Raw genomic sequence first — 19,201 nt, forward strand, 5'->3', positions numbered from 1 at the left:
CAACGAATACCAGCAAGGAGGGTTTTAAAATGAGTGATTTGTTTCGTTTTCCTGTAACTATCTACCGGGGAGGAACCAGTAAAGCCCTGGTTTTTCGTCCGGAAGACCTGCCGGAGGATGCCGATGAAAGGGATAAGGTGATCCTTGCTGCTTACGGCAGCCCGGATCCTCGGCAGATTGACGGCATGGGGGGCGCGGATTCGCTGACAAGTAAAATGGCCATTATCGGCAAGTCCCGGCGCCCAGATGCCGATGTGGATTATACCTTTGGTCAGGTCAGCCTGTTTAACGCCACGGTGGATTATTCAGGGAACTGCGGCAATATCTCTTCCGCAGTGGGTCCCTACGCGGTGGACGAAGGGCTCATTCCTGCGGTAGAGCCGGTAACAACAGTGCGCATATTTAATACTAATACCAATAAAATCATCGTCGCGGAAGTGCCTGTGGAACAGGGCAAACCAAAGGTGGACGGGGATTTTGCCATTGACGGGGTGCCGGGCACAGGGGCCAGGATTGTCCTCAATTTTCTGGATTCGGCCGGTTCCGTGACAGGCCGGCTGCTGCCGACGGGAAATGTGCAGGATGTGATTGAAACCAGCCGGGGAAAATTCACCGTTTCTTTTGTCGATTCCGCCAACCCCGTGGTTTTTGTGGGCGCGGAGGAATTAGGCCTGCAGGGTACGGAACTGCCCGATGCGGTGAATGCCTATCCCGATTTATCCGAGACTCTGGAAGAAATACGCGCTATTTTCGCGGTAAAAATCGGCCGTGTGGACGACTGGAAAAAGGCCCAGGCCGTCAGTCCAGCCATACCGAAGATTTGTTTTGTGGCAAAGGCCCAAACCTATTGTGCTTCCGACGGGCGCATGATCCAGGAAGATGAAATTGATCTGGTGGGGCGAATGATGTCCATGCAGAAGCCCCATAAGGCTTATGCGGTGACAGGGGCTGTTTGTACAGGAACCGCCGCCAAGATTCCCGGCAGTGTGGTTTACAATTTGCTTTCTGCCCAAGCCCAAGAGGGGAACCGGATTCGCATCGGCCACCCCTCCGGCAAGCTGGAGGTGGAGGTTGATGTGGCCCAGGAAGAAGGCCGCATCATTTTACATAAGGCGGCATTGGCAAGAACAGCACGACGTTTAATGGATGGGCAGGTTTATGTGTCCCGGGCCAAGGTCGCCTCTACCAAACTGGAAACAGCGCCCCGGAAAAAATCCCCGGAATAAGACAAGGGAATGGGGCGGAAACCGGCACCACATCTTCCCTTTTCCCAGCGATGAGGTGACCCGGAAATTTTTACAAGCCAAGGCCGGGAAAATGCCTGGATACCCCTTGACGCGGATGCGGATGCCATATATGATCAGGAATTAGAAATTAATTTAAGCGCATTGGAACCTCTGGCCGCGTGCCCCCATAGTCCGGATCATGTCAAGACGGTGAAAGAACCGGAACTTTAAAAGGCGTTCGGGAGCGAAAGACGCTCAGGTTTATCTGGTCAGTTCGGAGACGGCTGCGGCCAGTGCTCTTTCCGGGGTGATCACCGATCCCCGGAGTTTAGGCGAACCGGTAGTTATGTCCCTACCGGCGAAATTTGCCATTGATGACAGCATGTTTATTTTCCCGGCCTATGGCCGTCAGGAAGTCCGGCGCGACCCCAACATCAAGGCCCTGCCCTTGAAGAAGGGAACTGGGATCCTGTTTCAAAAAAGTTGCAAACTAAGTCAAAGTAAAGGAGGCATACGATGAGGGAAAAAATTTACATGAAGACGCCCTTAGTGGAGATGGACGGGGACGAGATGACCAGGATTATCTGGCATTTTATTAAAGAGATCCTGATCGGGCCCTATGTTGATTTAAAAACAGCCTATTATGACCTGGGCTTGAAACATCGGGACGAAACCAACGACCAGGTGACTATTGACGCGGCAATGGCAACCAAAAAATATGGCGTGGCTGTAAAGTGCGCGACCATTACACCCAATGCCCAGCGGGTGGAGGAGTATCACTTAAAGCAAATGTGGAAAAGTCCGAACGGCACCATTCGGGCGATTCTGGACGGCACCGTTTTCCGTACGCCCATTATTGTCAACAATATCCGGCCTTTTGTGAAATCCTGGGCCAAATCCATTTCCATTGCCCGGCATGCTTACGGGGATATTTATAAGAATGTGGAGATGCGCATCCCAGGAGCGGGAAAAGCGGAGCTGGTATTTACCGGGGAGAATGGGGAAGTGGTGCGGGAAACTGTTTTCGATTTTCAGGGACCCGGGGTGATCATGGGCATGCATAATATCGATAAATCCATTGAAAGTTTCGCCAGGTCCTGTTTCAACTTTGCCCTTGACCAAAAAAAGGATCTTTGGTTCGGCACTAAGGACACCATCTCCAAGACCTATGACCACCGGTTTAAAGACATCTTCCAGGAGATTTTTGATAAGGAGTATCAAGACAGATTTGCGGCCAGGAAAATTAGCTATTTCTACACCTTAATCGACGATGTAGTAGCCCGGGTGGTGCGTTCGGAAGGGGGTATGATCTGGGCATGCAAGAACTATGACGGGGATGTGATGTCCGATATGCTGGCTTCGGCCTTCGGCAGCCTGGCCATGATGACCTCCGTCCTGGTTTCGCCGGATGGGTACTTTGAATATGAGGCTGCTCACGGCACGGTGACCAGGCACTATTACCAGCATTTAGCAGGCAAAGAGACCTCCACCAATTCTATGGCCACTTTGTTTGCCTGGTCGGGCGCCTTGAAGAAGCGGGGAGAATTAGACGGCATTTCAGCACTTGCCGATTTTGCCGAAAAACTGGAGAAGGCTGCCCTTCAAACCATTGAAGAAGGCGTCATGACCAAAGATTTGGCCCAGCTGGCAGAGACGGCCGATAAAAAGGTTGTGCATACGGAAGATTTTCTCAGAGAAGTAGACTTGCGTTTGCAGGCCATGCTCTGATTCTCCACCAGTGACTGCTCCACCCTTTACCGGGACGGAAGCTCATGACAGACGAGGGGGAGGACATATGGAAGGATACAAACTGCTCATCACACTTTTTCTCATGATACTCCTGATTTGGCGGCACGTCCCGATCAGCTGGGTGATGCTGGGCTGTTCGGCCTTATTGGCGTTCATGTACCATACCGGGTTGATCGCTTTCGGGAAGATGCTATGGCGGGGGATGGCCAATCCAGTGACCATTGAACTGGTGATTATTCTGATGGCCATTATGATGCTGGAATTCCTTTTGAGGAAAGAAGGATACCTGCAGCGCATGCTGGCGGCATTGCAGGCGATCATTCCCAATCCCCGCTTTGTGATGGCCCTATTGCCTTCCTTTATTGGTCTGATGCCCTCCGCAGGAGGGGCGGTGTTTTCCGCTCCCCTGGTGGAGCATGCGGCCAAAGGTCTTGCCATTTCCCCGGAACAGAAAAGCTTTGTCAACTTCTATTATCGTCATGTGACCGAGTATTTTCTGCCTATCTACCCCAGCATTCTCTTGATCGCTCAATTGTCCGGGATCCCTGTGCAAAAGCTGATCCTGGCTTTGATTCCCTATGGGGTGCTGGCCATTTTGCTGGGGATTCCGGTATTGAAAAAAATCCCCCGGGATCGGGCAGACGGAATAGTTCGGGAGGAAAGCTACGAGGGCCCGGAGCGGAAGAAGATGATCCGGGAGCTGGTCCTTAGTGCGCTGCCCATGCTGGTGGTGGTCTTGATGGTGCTGGCCCTGCAGGCGGAAGTCTGGTTGGCTGTCGGCCTGGTGATTCTGTTTCTTTTGATTTACCACCGCTATACGCCGCCAAAATTGCTGGAGCTTTTTCGCGAAATTAAAATTCAGACCATTATTCTGGTCTTTACGGTGATGATTTTTAAGCAGGTATTGGAGGATACCGATGCGGTGGCTGGCTTGCCCCTGCTTCTGGAACATCTCCCCGTACCCTCTTATTTTGTTTTTATCGCCATTAATTTTCTCGTGGCGGTGATGACCGGTCACATGGTGGCCCTTGTGGGCATAGGGTTTCCCGTTGCCCTGGCGGCGATGGGATCCAGCTTTGACCTTCCTACCGCCGTGCTGCTCTTTATTGCCGGTTTTACCGGGCAGATGATCACGCCTGTGCATCTTTGTTTAACCTTGACGGTGAATTTCTTTAAAGCCGATTTAAATCAGGTCGTGAAGATGTTGATTGGTCCGGAGGCGGTCTTGCTGGCCTCAGCAATAGCGGCCTACGTCCTGTTTTGAGGTCCCTTTTATATTCCGGTTATGCGGGGTTAAATCAAGCTCAGTCCGGTTATTAAACAATAAGGCTAAAGAATTGCCCTTAAAAAGCAATAAAAATCTTCTTTAAGTTGACCAGAAACACAGGAGACTAAGTTTTCTTCTTGCATCTTTAAGGATGTGCAAGAGGATTAAGCTTAGTCTTTTTTATTCTGGATCCGAGTGATAAAAAATACCTATTGAGTATTCAAAGATTTCGATTTGTCTGACTATAAAAGGGGATCTATACTTTAACTATAAAAATTGATCTGGAGTGTATATTTTATGGATTATACAAATGTTGATAGATAGGACAAAATACTAAAACAAAAAAATTTGCCATCACAAAACGATGGAGAAAAGAAAAAAGGAGGACATTAAAGTGAAGAGAGCGTTAAATTTTTTAGAAATTCCTACCAGGAGTGTGAAACCCCGGAAACAGGGACTAACCATTGTGCGGGATCACAATATCGGCTGGAACTGTGCCGTGGATATGGTGGAGGCGGTGGGGCCGGTAATCGACTATGTGAAAATGCGCCATATTACCGTATGCGTGGCACCCCTCGATGAAAACGATTTAACGATCAAAAAAATCCGGCTGTATAAAGAGAACGAGATGGACGTTTTCCCCGGGGGCATTGTTTTTGAAAACGCCTTTGTCCAAAATAAAGTGGAGCCGACTTTTGAAACATTGGTAAAAATGGGGTTCACGGCGGTGGAGTGCTCGGAAAATATCATCAATATTGATATTGAAGAAAAAATCAATTCCATTAGAATGGCGAAAAAAGCAGGGTTGAAAGTACTTTTTGAAGTAGGGGAAAAGTATCCCGAAGGCCCCCTGGACGTAGAACTGTGCGTAAAAGAATGCCATACCCTGATTGAGGCGGGGGCGGATCTGGTCATTGTAGAAAAATCCCTGCTGGAGACCAGTCTGGGTGCAGCAGGAGAGCACAAGGATGCCTATCGTATTGAGGAACTGATCAAAAGAGTGGGATTGCAGTATCTGACCTTTGAAGCGGAGTCCAAATTGCACCAGGGATGGTTGTTTAACACCTTTGGACCGGATGTCAATATCGGGCCCAATTTACATCCGGATGATATTGCCAAGATGGATGCCACCAGGCTTACCTGGAGCCGTGAGGGGGGCTATACCTGGCTGATTGAGCGGGCAAAAGCAGCGGGCTGCCTGGCTTAAACCAGGATGCCGATGTGGATTGTACCTTTGGCCAGGTCAGCTTGTTTAACGCACGGTGGACTATTCCGGGAACTGCGGCAATATCTCTTCCGCAGTAGATCCTTATGCGATTGACGAAGGACTCATTCCGGCGGTAGAGGGCCGGATTATTTTACATAAGGCAGCATTGGCAAGAACAGCCCGGCGTTTAATGGACGGGCAGGTTTATATGTCCCGGACCAAGGCTGCCTCCCTAAAACTGGAGACGTCAGCTAAGAAACAATCGGATCAATAGAAGAATGCCCTTATGCGTTAAGGATCTGTCAAGGACAGCTTAACTTAGCGATCTTGAGGAAACCTTTTAAAGGACCGGAAAGATGCTTGTTTCTGTTGAAAAAAACGTATGTAGCCCGGGAGAGCCCCGGTGGGTTTGATATTTTTATTGCCCGAAGCATGCCGTGATCCAGTTCTTCTTGGATGGCCAGCTGGGGCAATAGGGCAATGCCGAGGGCTTTGGAGACCATTTTTTTGGTCGCTTCCATGCTATCTAACTTCATGAACACCGTTGGGGTAAATCCAATGGTGCTGAAAGCATTATTAATAAAGCTCCAATAGTCTGAGCCTTTTTGATAGGAGATTAAGGGATAATTCTCCAGATCCTTCAAATCGACAAAGGGTAAATGAGCAAGAGGATGTTCCGGATATACACAAAGTACAAGGGGATCTTGGGAAATTTTAATTGATGTCATTAAGGGATCCGACAAAGGGCTGCGGCTTAGACCAATCTGGGCTTCGTAATTACGAACCATGTTTATGACGTCGGAACTGCGGCCCACGTGAACGTTAAGTTCCACATGGGGATAAGCAGATTTGAATGAACATAGGATGTGGGGTAATTGATAACAGCTGATATAATTTGATGCGGCAATCGAGATGCTTCCTTTAGCACAGGATGACCATTCATTTAGTGTTTGCCGGGCCTCACGCAGGAGAAAAAGGGTCTTTTCCACATAAGGCAGGAGAAGGTAGCCTTCTTCAGATAGTGTAACCCCTTTGGGCCCCCTTTCAAAAAGACGTGCGCCCACTTCTGCTTCTAGGTTTTTTATCCGGGCTGACAGGGTAGATTCCGTACAGTGCAATATTTCCGCGGCGGATGAGAATTTTTTTGCTTTATAGATTTCATAGAAAGAGGCTAAATCTCTCAATTCCATATTGTTTACACCTCGTCCAAAGCTTTGTATTACCCTATTCGGTGTGTTTAAAAAGAACCCTTTTTAGGGCTTCGAAATTTTCGAACTGCTAGTCTTAATCTTTCAATTAGATTAAAGGGGAACGATATTGTATTCTATTACTGGGCCCATTAGTTCAATATTTTCATTAAGGTTAAGCATGCTTAAACTCAAAATCCTCATTTGCTTCAATCAGTTTAAATGAAAAAGGAGTGCTTAATTTGAAAATTGTAGACGTCAAAACCCAAATGGTTTCTCTTCCCTTGATTTCGCCTTACAGAATTGCCCCCGGAACCTGTAGATATGCTACCAGTGTTTTAGTAAAAATAATAACCGATGAAGGCGCCGAAGGTGTTGGGGAAACTGCTGTAACCGTACCTGAAAGAGGCGGCGAAACACAGGAAAGTATTAAAATCTCTTTGGAAAAATATATTGTACCGCAAATTATCGGCATGGATCCCCGTGATATTGGTTTGGTCATTAAGAAAATTGAAGATTTTCACTGGGGAAAAACAGGGTTTCTTTGCGCCAAAGCAGGTATTGATAATGCCCTTTATGATCTTGTCGGTAAGTATTATGGTCTGCCCGTCTATCAGTTGTTAGGCGGGGCACACAGAAAGAGCTTCAGTCTTACAAGAAGCTTAGGAGTTAGGACTCCTGAGGAAATGGCAGAAGAAGCGGTGCAGCTTAAATCCCTGGGATATAAAATGCTGACCATTAAAGCCGGTTTTGATCCCCAGCAAGACATTGAACGTGTCGCCGCCGTCCGGGACGCAGTCGGTCAGGATTTTCCCCTGGAGGTTGATGTAAATGGCGGTTATACAATAGATGTAGCGATTCCTACTTTGCGTAAGATGGTGAAGTATGGCATTGAAAATGTTGAGCAGCCGGTACCCTGGTGGGATCTGGAAGGGATGGCCGAAGTAAGAAGATTGGTGGAAATTTCTGTTACGGCTGATGAAAGTGCTTGGACGCCTTATGATGTGATAGAAATCATTAGAAAAAGAGCAGCAGATAGAATCTGTATCAAACCTATTAAGAGCGGCGGTTTGTATTGCAGCAGCAGGATTGCGGATGTTGCGGAAGCGGGCGGATTGAGATGCGTAATGGGAAGCAAGCATCCCCTCGGTCCGGGCACTGCTGCCATTCTTCATTTTGCGGCGGCGAAAAGTTGTGTAGACGAAGTTTTGGGATATGGCTCTCCCCTGGAAAGATTTACAGATGATATCGCTGTTAATCCTGTACAAATTGTGGATGGTATCGTAACCATATCCGACGCTCCCGGTTTGGGGGTTGTTTTAGATGAAGAAAAACTCAAGCGGTATGATGGGGCACCGAAAGAGTGAGGATTGGTAAAGTACGTATCGGAAACGTATGATTGATATTTATGCTATCATTGAAAAAGGAGGACATTAAAGTGAAAAGAGCATTGGATTTTTTAGAAATTCCTACTAGGAGTGTGAAGCCTCGGAAGCAGGGGCTAACCATTGTGCGGGATCACAATATCGGCTGGAACTGTGCCGTGGATATGGTGGAGGCGGTGGGGCCGGTAATCGACTATGTGAAAATGCGCCATATTACCGTATGCGTGGCACCCCTCGATGAAAACGATTTAACGATCAAAAAAATCCGGCTGTATAAAGAGAACGAGATGGACGTTTTTCCCGGGGGCATTGTTTTTGAAAACGCCTTTGTCCAAAATAAAGTGGAGCCGACTTTTGAAACATTGGTAAAAATGGGGTTCACGGCGGTGGAGTGCTCGGAAAATATCATCAATATTGATATTAAAGAAAAAATCAATTCCATTAAGATGGCGAAAAAAGCAGGGTTGAAAGTGCTTTTTGAAGTAGGGGAAAAGTATCCCGAAGGTCCCCTGGACGTAGATCTGTGCGTAAAAGAATGCCATACCCTGATTGAGGCGGGGGCGGATCTGGTCATTGTAGAAAAATCCCTGCTGGAGACCAGTTTGGGTGCAGCAGGAGAGCATAAGGATGCCTATCGTATTGAGGAACTGATCAAAAGAGTGGGATTGCAGTATCTGACCTTTGAAGCGGAGTCCAAATTGCACCAGGGATGGTTGTTTAACACCTTTGGACCGGATGTCAATATCGGGCCCAATTTACATCCGGATGATATTGCCAAGATGGATGCCACCAGGCTTACCTGGAGCCGTGAGGGGGGCTATACCTGGCTGATTGAGCGGGCAAAAGCAGCGGGCTGCCTGGCTTAAGCGAACGAGACAGCAGGCAGATCAGAGATAAGATTTATGGGAGTTCATTAAAGGAGGGGCTTTCGTGGCTTTAACAGCAGCACAAAAAATTATTCAAGAACACTTAGTGAGCGGAGAAATGACAGCTGGTAAAGAAATCAGCCTCAAAGTGGATCACACATTAGTCCAGGATGCCACAGGGACCATGGCGTTCCTCCAGTTTGAAGCAATGGGCATTTCCCGGGTCAAGACAGAAAAAAGTTTGATCTATGTTGACCACAATACTTTACAGACTGGGTTCGAAAACCCGGATGACCATATTTTCCTCCAGGATATGGCTTCAAACATTGGGGTGATTTATTCCCGACCGGGAAACGGTATTTGCCACCAGGTAAACCTGGAACGTTTTGCTGAACCAGGAAAGATTCTGTTGGGGGCAGATAGCCATACACCTACAGCGGGAGGATTGGGCATGCTGGCGATAGGAGTAGGCGGTTTGGATGTGGCGGTAGCAATGGGCGGAGGTGATTTTTGTCTCATGATGCCCAAAATAATCAATGTAAAGCTGACCGGCGCATTGGCACCCTGGGCCAGTGCAAAAGATATTGTCTTGGAAGTGCTCAGAAGACTTTCCGTAAAAGGAGGCCTGAAGACCATTTTAGAATACACCGGTGACGGTATAAAACACCTTACTGTACCGGAACGGGCGACCATTACCAATATGGGTGCGGAAACCGGTGCGACCGCTTCCCTATTTCCCAGCGATGAGATTACTCTGGAATTTTTAAAAGCGCAAGGCCGGGAAGACGTGTGGAGACCTCTGGCGGCGGACAAAAATGCCGTATATGATCAGGAATTGGAAATTAATTTATGTAAATTAGAACCTTTGGCAGCATGTCCTCATAGCCCCGACAATGTAAAGCCTGTGAAAGAACTGGAGGGCATGAAAATTAACCAGGTCGTAATCGGCAGCTGTACTAATTCTTCCTATTTGGATTTAATGAAAGTGGCTGAGATCTTGAAAGGGAAAAAAGTACACCCTGACGTTAGCCTGGTTCTCGCTTGCGGGTCTAGACAGGTGTTTCAGATGCTGGCGGATAACGGTAGTCTGGCAGAGATTATCAAATCCGGGGCCCGGGTTTTGGAATGTGCCTGTGGTCCCTGTATCGGTATGGGACAGTCGCCTAAGTCGGCGGGGATCTCCTTACGTACGATCAACAGAAATTTTAAAGGACGCTCGGGAACGAAAGACGCTCAGGTATATTTAGTCAGTCCGGAAACGGCTGCAGCCAGTGCTGTTTCAGGGGTCATGACTGATCCGCGGAGTCTAGGCGAGCCGTTTGTTGTGCCCAACCCGGAGAAGTTTTCTATTGATGACAGTATGTTTATTTTCCCGGCCTATGGCGATAAGGAAATCCGGCGCGGCCCCAACATCAAGGCCCTTCCCTTAAAGTGTGAGCTGGATAGAGATCTTCAGGGGGAAGTGCTGTTGAAAGTAGGGGATAATATTACCACCGATCATATTATGCCTGCGGGGGCCAAAATCCTCCCCCTGCGGTCCAACATTCCTGCCATGGCGGAATATGTATTTGAACCCGTTGATCCGGACTTTGCCCGGCGTGCTAAAGAAAAAAGGGGTGGTATCGTCTTGGGCGGTGATAATTATGGTCAAGGATCCAGCCGGGAGCATGCTGCTTTGGCCCCTATGTATCTTGGCGTAACGGCGGTGATTGCCAAGTCGATTGCCCGGATTCATTACGATAACTTGATCAACTTCGGTATTGTACCTCTTATTTTCATGGATCCGGCCACGTATGATACCATTGGCCAGGGCGATCGACTGGAGATTTGCGGTATGAAAGAGTCCGTTGAAAGAGGGGATGAAGAGTTAACCGCCCGGAACTTGACCTCAGGGCAGAAATTCTCCGTGAAGCTTCTGCTTTCCGATCGGCAGCGCCGTGTTCTTTCCGCCGGGGGGACACTAAACTTTATGAAAGCAGAAAATAGTTAAGCATCAGATCTTTCTTTTTAAAAAGTTGCAAACCAAGTTCAAGAAAAGCAGGAGGCAAAAGGACTGGAGGAGGCTGCCATTCAGACCATCGAAGAGGGAGTCATGACGAAAGATTTGGCCCAACTTGCAGAGACCACCGATAAAAAGGTTGTTAATACCCAAGGCTTTCTTAGAGAAATAGACTTGCGTTTAAAGGGAATGCTGTAGTCTTCCATTGGGACTCTTCCATCTTTGAACGGGAATGAAGTTCATGACTGACGTGAGGGAGGACATATGGAAGGATATAAACTGCTCATCACACTTTTTCTCATGATATTTCTAATTTGGCGGCATGTTCCGCTAAGCTTCGTAATGATTGGCTGCTCGGCTTTATTGGCCTTCATGTACCAGGCCGGTTTAGGCGCTTTTGGGCTGATGCTGTGGAGGGGTGTGATCAACTCTGAAACGATTGAACTGGTGATTATTCTGATACTAATTATGGTCTTGGAGTCTCTGTTGCGGAAAGAAGGATACCTTAATCGCCTGCTGTCGGGATTGCAGGCGATCGTTCCCAACCCGCGTTTTGTGATGGCCGTATTGCCTTCCCTGATTGGATTAATGCCCTCGGTAGGGGGAGCAATGTTTTCCGCTCCCCTGGTAGAGCATGCGGCCCAAGGTCTTTCCGCTTCACCGGAGCAGAAAAGCTTTGTCAATTTTTATTATCGCCATGTGACAGAGTATTTTCTTCCTATCTACCCCAGCCTTTTATTGGTAGCTCAACTGTCCGGAATACCTGTACAGAAGTTGATTCTGGCCCTCATTCCCTACGGTGTGCTGGCGATTTTGCTGGGGATTCCGGTATTGAAAAAAATTCCTCTGAATCCGGCTGTGGAAGACAGTCCCAAGTGCCTGGACCGGAAAAAGATTACCAGGGAACTGCTCGTCAGTGCCCTACCCCTGTTAGTGGTCGTGTTTCTGGTGTTGGTAATGCAGGCGGAAGTTTGGCTGTCTGTTGGCGGCGTGATCGTATTCCTCTTGTTGTATCACCGGTATAAGCCGGCAAAAGTGCTGGACCTGTTTCGTGAGATCAAATTTCCGATCATTATGATCGTATTTACTGTGATGATTTTTAAGCAAGTACTGCAGGATACGAATGCAGTTGCCGGGTTACCCCAGATGCTGGATCGATTGCCTGTGCCCTCTTATGTTATTTTTATGTCCGTTAATTTTCTCGTGGCAGTCATGACCGGTTACATGGTGGCCGTTGTGGGCATCGGGTTTCCCATTGCCCTCGCCGCCATGGGATCAAGTTTTGACCTTTATACAGCGGTGCTCTTGTTTATCGCGGGTTTTACCGGGCAAATGCTTACGCCGATGCACCTGTGCTTAACTTTGACCGTGAATTTCTTTAAAGCTGATCTTAATCGGGTGGTGAAACTGTTGATAGGTCCGGAAGCAGTGCTCCTGGCGGCAACTTTAACAGCATACTGGATTTTTGCGTGAATGTTTTGATGAAGATGAAGCAGATTTGGCTATGAAGCGTGACTAAGAGTTATTCATGAAACCTACGAATAGGAGGTGAGAAAAATGAGAAATGCACAGAGTGACCAGGAAAACTCTGGTGAAGTTGGTAAAAAGGAGTCACGATATGGCTAAGTAAAATTTCAGGTTATTATCCTTAGGTGAATGTCAAGTATAGTCGCGTGAAGGATAAACTCAAAATAGGGGAGGTAATAAAATGCGAAGAAATAGATGGTATCTTTTTGGAATGTTGGCGCTGATCCTTGTTTTGTCAATGACCCTGTTCGGGTGCGGGGGAAACAGCAATAAAGGGGATACCTCAACGGATTCTAGTAATCAACAGGAACAATCTAATGTAGCAGACAGCTATCCGAAAGGCCCAGTTACTATTTTAGTCCCATTTGCGCCGGGGTCTACAGTTGACGTTACTGCCCGGACATTAGCCGAAATGCTGCAGAAAAAACTTGGACAACCGTTTATTGTTGAAAACCAAGAGGTCGCCAATGGAGCGGAAGCTTTGAATACGATGATGAATAAGCCGGCCGACGGTCAAACGATGCTAATTCACACGCGCACATTTACGTTTTTAATCGCGGGGAAACAGGTTCCATATACCATGGATAACATTATACCTGTTGTGAGACTTATGGGTGAACCGGCGGCCTTTTTCGTGAAGAAAGACAGTCCCTATAAAGATATGGCAGATGTAATGAAGGCGGCTCAAGGTAAACCGGGCTCGATCAGTATCGGAGGACCGGGCGTTAAATCAATTAATCAGCAAGTAATGATGCAAGTAGAAAAAGCAACGGGAGGAAAACTTAATTGGGTTCCTTTTGACGGGGGCTCGAAAGTGGTAACTGCTGTTTTAGGGGGACATGTTGAACTAGGCTCGGCAGCAGCAAGTAATGCCCGGTCACAGGTCAAAGCAGGGGAGATGCGTTATTTAGGAATTGCCGCTGATACAAAATTACCCGATATTGATGCAACTACCCTCAAAGAACAGGGAATTGACGTATCGGAAACTGTATGGCGCGGTATTTTCATGAAGGAAGGAACTCCGCAGGAAATTGTAGACAAAGTTGCGAATGCTTTTGAAGAGATCTCGCAAGATCAAGAATGGATAGATTTTTGTAAAAAGAACGGACAAGAAATTTTATTCTTAGGCTCAAATGAATTCTCCGACTATCTTACGGGAGAAATCGATAAAACCGCTAAATTCCTTGATGAAGCAGCGGCACAATAAACCTTTCATTATAATTGCTTGGAAATCAATAAATTATATTCTCTGGTGGCCGGAGCTGGATCATGCAATTCCGGCCATCGGAACAATCTTTGTGAAAATTTAATTTTAGCATGGTTCTAAAAGTACTTATTAGTACAATATCAGCTACATTTGTTAGAAGGGGAGGTGCATGTAGATGAGGCGAGCTAACATAATAACAGCAGCCCTTCTTTTAATCAGCAGTATCTACATCATATGGGAAGCGACGCGAATGGAGTATATGGTTGATAATGTTCCCGGACCGGGGTTTCTTCCCTTGTGGTGTGGCGTGCTGTTATGTTTTTTAGCAGTATTGCTACTTTTGACCAATATTAAGAAAAGTACTTATAATGCTGCTCCCATGTTTAACAAGAAGATTTATAAAAATATGGGGGCGGTAATTGGAGCCTCGTCCATTGCCATGTTTCTGGTAAAATTTCTTGGCATGTTGGTTTGCATTGGTTTGTTAACCGGAGTCCTTTGCTGGGCTTTTGGCAACAAAAATCTTAAAACCTGTGTAATGATCACGATATTTCTCCCTTTGGGCTTCTGGCTTCTTTTTATAAAAGCACTAGGAGTAATCCTTCCACAGGGATTACTCGGATTTTAGGGGGGATATTTTCTTGGATACATTAAGTAATCTTTTAAATGGATTAGTTATCGCTTTACACCCGACGAGTGTGATTTTTTGTTTCTTTGGAGCAGTTGCAGGGTTACTGATCGGTGCTTTGCCTGGATTAGGCCCTTCAGCTGGATTAACGATTATTTTGCCGATCACTTTTAGTTTGCCTCCCATTCAAGGAGTAATTTTTCTAGCTGGTATTTATTACGGGGCCATGTATGGTGGTTCTATTACATCTATTCTTCTTGGTTTACCTGGAGATCCTGCCTCAGTGGTGACTGTGACGGACGGATATCCTTTAGCCAAGCAGGGGCGGGGCGGCCCGGCATTGGGTATTACGGCTATCGGGTCATTTGTTGGCGGCACGATATGTGTCATACTCTTTACCTTCTTAGGGCCCGTTCTGGCCAAAGTAGCCCTGAGCTTCGGACCGCCTGAATACTTTGCCTTAATGTTTTTAGGGCTGACATTAGTCTCCAATTTTATGGAGAAAAGTATTATCAAAGGTTTTATATCCGCGTTCGTGGGACTCTTTGTTTCGGTAATCGGCTTAGATTTGGTAACCGGGTTGACGCGTTTTTCCTTTGGGACCATTGAGCTTTATGATGGGATTGATTTTGTGGTGGTAGCTTTAGGAATATTTGGCATTACCGAAATACTGATATCGCTGGAAGATGATATAACCTCGTTTAAATTTAACCGAAAAGAATTGCGTTTACGTAATCTATTCCCAGATGCCAAAGATTGGGCTGTATCTAAATGGCATATTGTCAGAAGCACCTTTATTGGATTTTTTATGGGTCTGATGCCTGGGTGCGGGGCCGCCATCTGTTCCTTTATTGCTTATGCAGCTGCAAAAAATTCTGCTCCGCCGGAAAGGAAAAAACTCTTTGGTAATGGCGCCATAGAAGGGGTAGCGGCACCTGAGACCGCAAATAATGCTGCTTCCATTGCAGCTTTTGTACCTTTGCTCACCCTTGGCATACCTGGTACTGCCAGTGCCGCTGTAATCATGGGTGCTTTGCTGATGTTTGGCTTGGAGCCGGGTCCTCTGCTTTGGACGAAAAATCCTGATTTTGTCTGGGGGCTAATCGGCAGTATGTATATTGGAAATGCGATGCTTTTGGTTTTATCCACTGTCGGTATCCCGTTTTTTGTCAGGATGTTAGAAGTTCCGTTTCCCATACTAAACGCATCGGTAATGGCGTTTATCCTGGTTGGCGGTTACAGTTTGAATAATAGTATGTTTGATGTAGGCCTGGTAATCCTATTTGGCCTGATCGGGTATCTGATGAGAAAAATGGAGTATCCCGCACCTCCCATGATTCTGGCCCTTATTTTGGGTAATACGCTTGAAATCTCTCTGCGTCAAACGATGATTATTTCCCAGGGACATATAGGGGTTATTTTTACACGGCCAGTTTCCGGTACGATTATGGTCATTGCCATTGCTTTTATTTTATGGTCAGTCTACAAATCTTTGCGTAAAACTAACAAGACACAGGAATAAAGCCTATTTTAAGAAGGAAAGGTGTTTGATAGATGAAAGCTGAAATTGTCTTAACTCCGACGGAAAGCAAGAAATTAATTTGCCTGGGAGTTCAGCAACTACCTTCTTTTAAAAAAAACCTAAGCAACGGGATCATTGCTATTCATCCCAGCAGCACAACTTACTTCTTAACGGAAACAATGGGATTCTCTCCGACTGGCACTTGGTTGCTAGGGGCAATCAGGGAAAAAGGGCTTTGCGTCAGCTGGGAAAGGCAACAAGCAGCTAAACTAGGTCATCAATTTGGTCAACCCGCAAATTTTCCCTTCACTTGGGTACTTGAAGACGGAAAATGGATTACGGAGCAGAGAAAGTTAATAGACATTTTAGATCGGATGGGTCCCGGTGATATCTACATTAAAGGGTGCAATGCTTTAGATATTAATAGAAATGCGGGGGTTTTATTCGCCAATCGGGCTGCAGGAACGATTGGTGTGGTTAATCGTTTATCGCGCAAAAGGGGTTTTCAGATTTTATCACTGGTGGGATTAGAAAAACTGATTCCCGTTCCCCTGACTGTTGCGGTACGAGCGGCGGCTTTTTCATCAATTGACTTGTCCTTGGGGCAAAAAGTCGGCCTGTTGCCTCTCCGGGGAGAGGTAATGACCGAGGATCGAGCGCTTTCCCTGCTGACTGGAGCAAAAGTAACTCCCATAGCGGCAGGCGGCCTACTCGGTGCCCAAGGTGCTACAACCATGGTGCTGGAAGGAGATAAGCCGGTTGTGGAAGATGCACTTTCTGTTGTTCAGGGGGTTAAAGGTGCAAAGCTTCCCCCCATTCGCGAGCCGGAATGTAAGGATTGCAGTATATTAAAATGTGACCTGCGGTTCTCAGAATAAATCAGGACTTTGCGTGCATAGCGGGAAACCTCTTAGGGTTTCCCGCTAACCGGTTACCGTTCAATACCGGTTTTGCTCATAGTGAGTGCCGCCCCGGTCATCTTTTTATTCCGGGTTAAATGAAGTTTTGTCCGGTTCGCAATAGATCATCTTCACCATTTCCACGAAAGCCTTTGTCGGTTTGCTGATCTTATTCAGGGGACCGGAGTAAAGATAGGTATCCCGGGTTAATCCCGGATTTACAATATTTAAAGCGTGAATTTGTTTTTGGGCAATTTCTTCTTGCACGGCTGCATACGGTAAAAGGGAAGCTCCCACTGTTTGCATAATCATTTTTTTGATGGCTTCGATACTGTCTAATTCCATCATAATAACGGGTTTGAGGGAAAAATTCTCAAAGGCTTTTTCCACCACAACCCAATAACCCCGGCCCCGCTGATAGGCGATTAAAGGAATGGACCCGATGTCTTGCAGTGAAATACGGGTGAGGGTGCTTAAAGGGTGGGACGGGTGCGTACAGAGCACAATCGGTTCCTCACTGAGCTTAATCTTTTCTAAGCTGGCCGAGGCTACGACTCCCCGGGCAATGGCCAGCTGGATTTCGTTTCTTTCCACCATGGGCACAATTTCCGTACTTCTGGCTGTGCGCACATGAAGACATATTTGGGGGTAATGCTTTCTAAAAGTCGACAAAAGGGAAGGCAGTTCATAGCAGCTGACAAAAAAGGAAGCGCCGATGAGCAGATTGGTGGTCAGGTCGTTTTTCAGTAAAATTAAGGCGTCTGTTGCTTCTTCCGCCGTCTTGATGATTTTCTGCACATAGGGGAGAAAAAGCTCTCCCGCCTTGGTCAAATTTACCCCTTGTGACGTGCGGTCCAGCAGCGCAATACCCAGCTCATCCTCTAGATTCTTGATCCGGGCAGTTAAGGTAGGTTGCGTATAATTTAATATTTCCGATGCGTGACGAAATTTTTTGGTTTCCGCAATGACCTTAAAGGTATTCAGATCTCGTAATTCCATTACCCATTCCTCCGGTCTTTCTACCTTATTTATCTCATAAACTATTCTTTATCTATTATATAAACTATTCTTTATGACGGCCGGGATTCCTCCCCCGTCTTTTTTTTACTTCACATCACCTTTGCCTGGTGCTATGATTTTTATGTACTGATTTTTTCCTGAAGAAATCGGCCTGTTTTTTGGATATGAGATTAAATTAGCGAAATGGGGGTGGGGAATTGTTCCGGTACTTTTTTACTTTAGTCATTTCCATTTATGTACCCGCAGTAATCTATACGGGTTATCGCCTTTGGCAGATGACAAAATATTTTTTTCCTTCTGCACCCAGGATAGGATACTGGTTTTTTTTCTTGCTCTTCTCATTGGCATTCTTCTTATCCCGCTCAGTGGGCAGTGTGTTGCCCGATTCGATCAGTGAGTCGATTAATCTATTCAGTTATTATTGGCTGGTTGCCTTGCTCTATCTTTTTGTGTTTTTACTTGGACTGGATTTAATTCGTTTCATAAATAAACTAACCGGTATATCTTCCGGATTTGATAAACTAACCCCCCATATTCTTTTAGGTGCTGTTATTTTAGTAGGAGTGATTCTCCTTTATGGAACCTGGAACGCACGCCATCCCCGTATCATGAATTACGAAATAACCATCAATAAGGATGCGGGCAGCTTTAAACAGCTTCATGTGGTTATGGTGAGCGACCTGCACCTGGGTGCAGTGGTTGATCGCAGCCGCCTGGAAAAAATGGTCAACATGATTAACGCTTTGAAACCTGATTTAATCCTGATGCCCGGCGACATTATCGAAGATGAAGAGACGTTTTCAGAGCAGAACATGTTGGCAACCTTTGGCAAGCTGCAATCTAAATTAGGCACCTTTGTCTCCCCGGGCAACCATGAATATTACCGGGGGACGACGAAAAAATCATTTGACCGGCTGAAAGAAGTGGGCATAAGTGTTCTCGAGGATGACTACGTAAAGATCGCAGACAGCTTTTATATCGTAGGCCGGGAAGATCCCGCGGTGGAACGGTCTCAGGGAAAGAAAAGGAAGGATCTAGGGGAGATTCTGGATGATGTTGATAAAAAATTGCCCATCATCCTGTTAAACCATCAACCCACAGAACTGGAAACCGCAGAAAAAGAAGGGGTCGATTTGCAGCTTTCCGGCCACACCCACAGAGGTCAGGTATTTCCCGCGAATCTGATCACGTCGCGTATCTTTGAACAGGATTGGGGGTACCTGAAAAAAGGAGGCCTGCAATTGATCGTCTCCTGCGGCTATGGCACCTGGGGACCACCCTTCCGGATCGGGAATAAACCTGAAATAGTAAACATAGTCATAAACTTTCACGGGGGTCAGGCTTGACTTATTTTAGATCAAGGCAGATACAAGCAGAGATCTGAAAGAAGGATACTAATATAGATTAGGTGTAAACAAAACCATCTATTGAAAAATTGAATCGATAAAGATTTGCCATAAATATTATTAATTAGACAATCTATCTCCAAGCGTATATAGTGTTACCCGTCAA

Annotated in this window: 17 protein-coding genes and 1 pseudogene; 15 read left to right on the forward strand and 3 right to left on the reverse strand. The window is 46.5% G+C overall.

Going from position 1 to position 19,201, the window contains the following annotated elements; translation table 11 throughout:
• Positions 1-29: 29 nt before the first annotated feature.
• Positions 30-1,226, forward strand: coding sequence for a 2-methylaconitate cis-trans isomerase PrpF family protein (locus DCMF_RS23950; RefSeq protein WP_148136758.1), 1,197 nt, complete (start codon positions 30-32; stop codon positions 1,224-1,226).
• A gap of 11 nt (positions 1,227-1,237) precedes the next feature.
• Positions 1,238-1,424 (forward strand): annotated as a pseudogene (locus DCMF_RS30560) (aconitase family protein); the annotation flags it as partial.
• A gap of 63 nt (positions 1,425-1,487) precedes the next feature.
• Here DCMF_RS30560 and DCMF_RS30565 read toward each other — a convergent pair.
• Positions 1,488-1,610: a hypothetical protein gene (locus tag DCMF_RS30565; protein ID WP_418219611.1), complete on the reverse strand. Its 123-nt coding sequence runs from the start codon at positions 1,608-1,610 to the stop codon at positions 1,488-1,490.
• Positions 1,611-1,742: 132 nt separating this feature from the next.
• Between DCMF_RS30565 and DCMF_RS23960 the strand changes: the two genes are divergently transcribed.
• The 4 genes from DCMF_RS23960 (at position 1,743) to DCMF_RS30375 (ending at position 5,723) form a co-directional block, all read left to right on the forward strand.
• Positions 1,743-2,954, forward strand: coding sequence for an NADP-dependent isocitrate dehydrogenase (locus DCMF_RS23960; RefSeq protein ID WP_148136759.1), 1,212 nt, complete (start codon positions 1,743-1,745; stop codon positions 2,952-2,954).
• A 67-nt stretch (positions 2,955-3,021) separates the two neighbouring features.
• On the forward strand, positions 3,022-4,239 hold the full coding sequence (locus DCMF_RS23965; RefSeq protein ID WP_148136760.1) for a DUF401 family protein: 1,218 nt from the start codon (positions 3,022-3,024) through the stop codon (positions 4,237-4,239).
• A gap of 397 nt (positions 4,240-4,636) precedes the next feature.
• Positions 4,637-5,449 carry a phosphosulfolactate synthase gene (locus DCMF_RS23970; RefSeq protein ID WP_214658858.1) on the forward strand — a complete coding sequence of 271 codons (813 nt, stop codon included), beginning with the start codon at positions 4,637-4,639 and terminating at the stop codon, positions 5,447-5,449.
• 55 nt (positions 5,450-5,504) lie between these two features.
• Positions 5,505-5,723: a PrpF domain-containing protein gene (locus DCMF_RS30375; RefSeq protein WP_148136762.1), complete on the forward strand. Its 219-nt coding sequence runs from the start codon at positions 5,505-5,507 to the stop codon at positions 5,721-5,723.
• Between the two features lie 28 nt (positions 5,724-5,751).
• Here the strand turns inward: DCMF_RS30375 and DCMF_RS23980 are convergent, their stop codons facing one another.
• Entirely contained in the window at positions 5,752-6,639 is an 888-nt protein-coding gene (locus DCMF_RS23980) for a LysR family transcriptional regulator (protein ID WP_148136763.1), read from the reverse strand.
• Between the two features lie 239 nt (positions 6,640-6,878).
• On the opposite strand from DCMF_RS23980, the gene DCMF_RS23985 reads away from it, so the two are divergent.
• The 8 genes from DCMF_RS23985 to DCMF_RS24025 all read left to right on the forward strand — a co-directional run bounded on the left by DCMF_RS23985 (position 6,879) and on the right by DCMF_RS24025 (position 16,648).
• Positions 6,879-8,003, forward strand: a complete 1,125-nt coding sequence (locus DCMF_RS23985) for a mandelate racemase/muconate lactonizing enzyme family protein (protein ID WP_148136764.1) — start codon at positions 6,879-6,881, stop codon at positions 8,001-8,003.
• A 71-nt stretch (positions 8,004-8,074) separates the two neighbouring features.
• Positions 8,075-8,887, forward strand: a complete 813-nt coding sequence (locus DCMF_RS23990; RefSeq protein ID WP_214658859.1) for a phosphosulfolactate synthase — start codon at positions 8,075-8,077, stop codon at positions 8,885-8,887.
• Between the two features lie 64 nt (positions 8,888-8,951).
• Entirely contained in the window at positions 8,952-10,877 is a 1,926-nt protein-coding gene (locus tag DCMF_RS23995; protein WP_148136766.1) for an aconitate hydratase, read from the forward strand.
• A 273-nt stretch (positions 10,878-11,150) separates the two neighbouring features.
• Positions 11,151-12,359: a DUF401 family protein gene (locus tag DCMF_RS24005; protein WP_148136768.1), complete on the forward strand. Its 1,209-nt coding sequence runs from the start codon at positions 11,151-11,153 to the stop codon at positions 12,357-12,359.
• 235 nt (positions 12,360-12,594) lie between these two features.
• Positions 12,595-13,620 (forward strand): tripartite tricarboxylate transporter substrate binding protein, encoded by a 1,026-nt coding sequence (locus DCMF_RS24010; protein ID WP_148136769.1) that lies wholly within the window; start codon positions 12,595-12,597, stop codon positions 13,618-13,620.
• Between the two features lie 175 nt (positions 13,621-13,795).
• On the forward strand, positions 13,796-14,248 hold the full coding sequence (locus DCMF_RS24015; RefSeq protein WP_148136770.1) for a tripartite tricarboxylate transporter TctB family protein: 453 nt from the start codon (positions 13,796-13,798) through the stop codon (positions 14,246-14,248).
• Between the two features lie 13 nt (positions 14,249-14,261).
• Complete coding sequence (locus DCMF_RS24020; protein ID WP_148136771.1) at positions 14,262-15,770, forward strand: tripartite tricarboxylate transporter permease; 1,509 nt, start codon at positions 14,262-14,264, stop codon at positions 15,768-15,770.
• A 32-nt stretch (positions 15,771-15,802) separates the two neighbouring features.
• Positions 15,803-16,648 (forward strand): hypothetical protein, encoded by an 846-nt coding sequence (locus DCMF_RS24025; protein WP_148136772.1) that lies wholly within the window; start codon positions 15,803-15,805, stop codon positions 16,646-16,648.
• Between the two features lie 105 nt (positions 16,649-16,753).
• On the opposite strand, the gene DCMF_RS24030 is transcribed toward DCMF_RS24025, so the two are convergent.
• The gene (locus DCMF_RS24030) at positions 16,754-17,668 is read right to left on the reverse strand and encodes a LysR family transcriptional regulator (protein WP_148136773.1); all 915 of its coding nucleotides are present in this window, start codon (positions 17,666-17,668) and stop codon (positions 16,754-16,756) included.
• A gap of 398 nt (positions 17,669-18,066) precedes the next feature.
• Between DCMF_RS24030 and DCMF_RS24035 the strand changes: the two genes are divergently transcribed.
• The gene (locus tag DCMF_RS24035; protein WP_214658860.1) at positions 18,067-19,035 is read left to right on the forward strand and encodes a metallophosphoesterase; all 969 of its coding nucleotides are present in this window, start codon (positions 18,067-18,069) and stop codon (positions 19,033-19,035) included.
• Positions 19,036-19,201 lie beyond the last annotated feature (166 nt).

Origin of the sequence: Candidatus Formimonas warabiya, from assembly GCF_002777255.1 — a bacterium.
GTDB classification, from domain to species: Bacteria; Bacillota; Dehalobacteriia; order Dehalobacteriales; family Dehalobacteriaceae; genus Formimonas; species Formimonas warabiya.

Excerpts from the sequence above, each read along its gene's own strand:
- DCMF_RS23950 (WP_148136758.1), top strand. The coding sequence starts at position 30 with ATGAGTGATTTGTTTCGTTTTCCTGTAACTATCTACCGGGGAGGAACC.
- DCMF_RS30565 (WP_418219611.1), bottom strand. The coding sequence starts at position 1,610 with ATGCTGTCATCAATGGCAAATTTCGCCGGTAGGGACATAACTACCGGT.
- DCMF_RS23960 (WP_148136759.1), top strand. The coding sequence starts at position 1,743 with ATGAGGGAAAAAATTTACATGAAGACGCCCTTAGTGGAGATGGACGGG.
- DCMF_RS23965 (WP_148136760.1), top strand. The coding sequence starts at position 3,022 with ATGGAAGGATACAAACTGCTCATCACACTTTTTCTCATGATACTCCTG.
- DCMF_RS23980 (WP_148136763.1), bottom strand. The coding sequence starts at position 6,639 with ATGGAATTGAGAGATTTAGCCTCTTTCTATGAAATCTATAAAGCAAAA.
- DCMF_RS24005 (WP_148136768.1), top strand. The coding sequence starts at position 11,151 with ATGGAAGGATATAAACTGCTCATCACACTTTTTCTCATGATATTTCTA.
- DCMF_RS24010 (WP_148136769.1), top strand. The coding sequence starts at position 12,595 with ATGCGAAGAAATAGATGGTATCTTTTTGGAATGTTGGCGCTGATCCTT.
- DCMF_RS24015 (WP_148136770.1), top strand. The coding sequence starts at position 13,796 with ATGAGGCGAGCTAACATAATAACAGCAGCCCTTCTTTTAATCAGCAGT.
- DCMF_RS24025 (WP_148136772.1), top strand. The coding sequence starts at position 15,803 with ATGAAAGCTGAAATTGTCTTAACTCCGACGGAAAGCAAGAAATTAATT.
- DCMF_RS24030 (WP_148136773.1), bottom strand. The coding sequence starts at position 17,668 with ATGGAATTACGAGATCTGAATACCTTTAAGGTCATTGCGGAAACCAAA.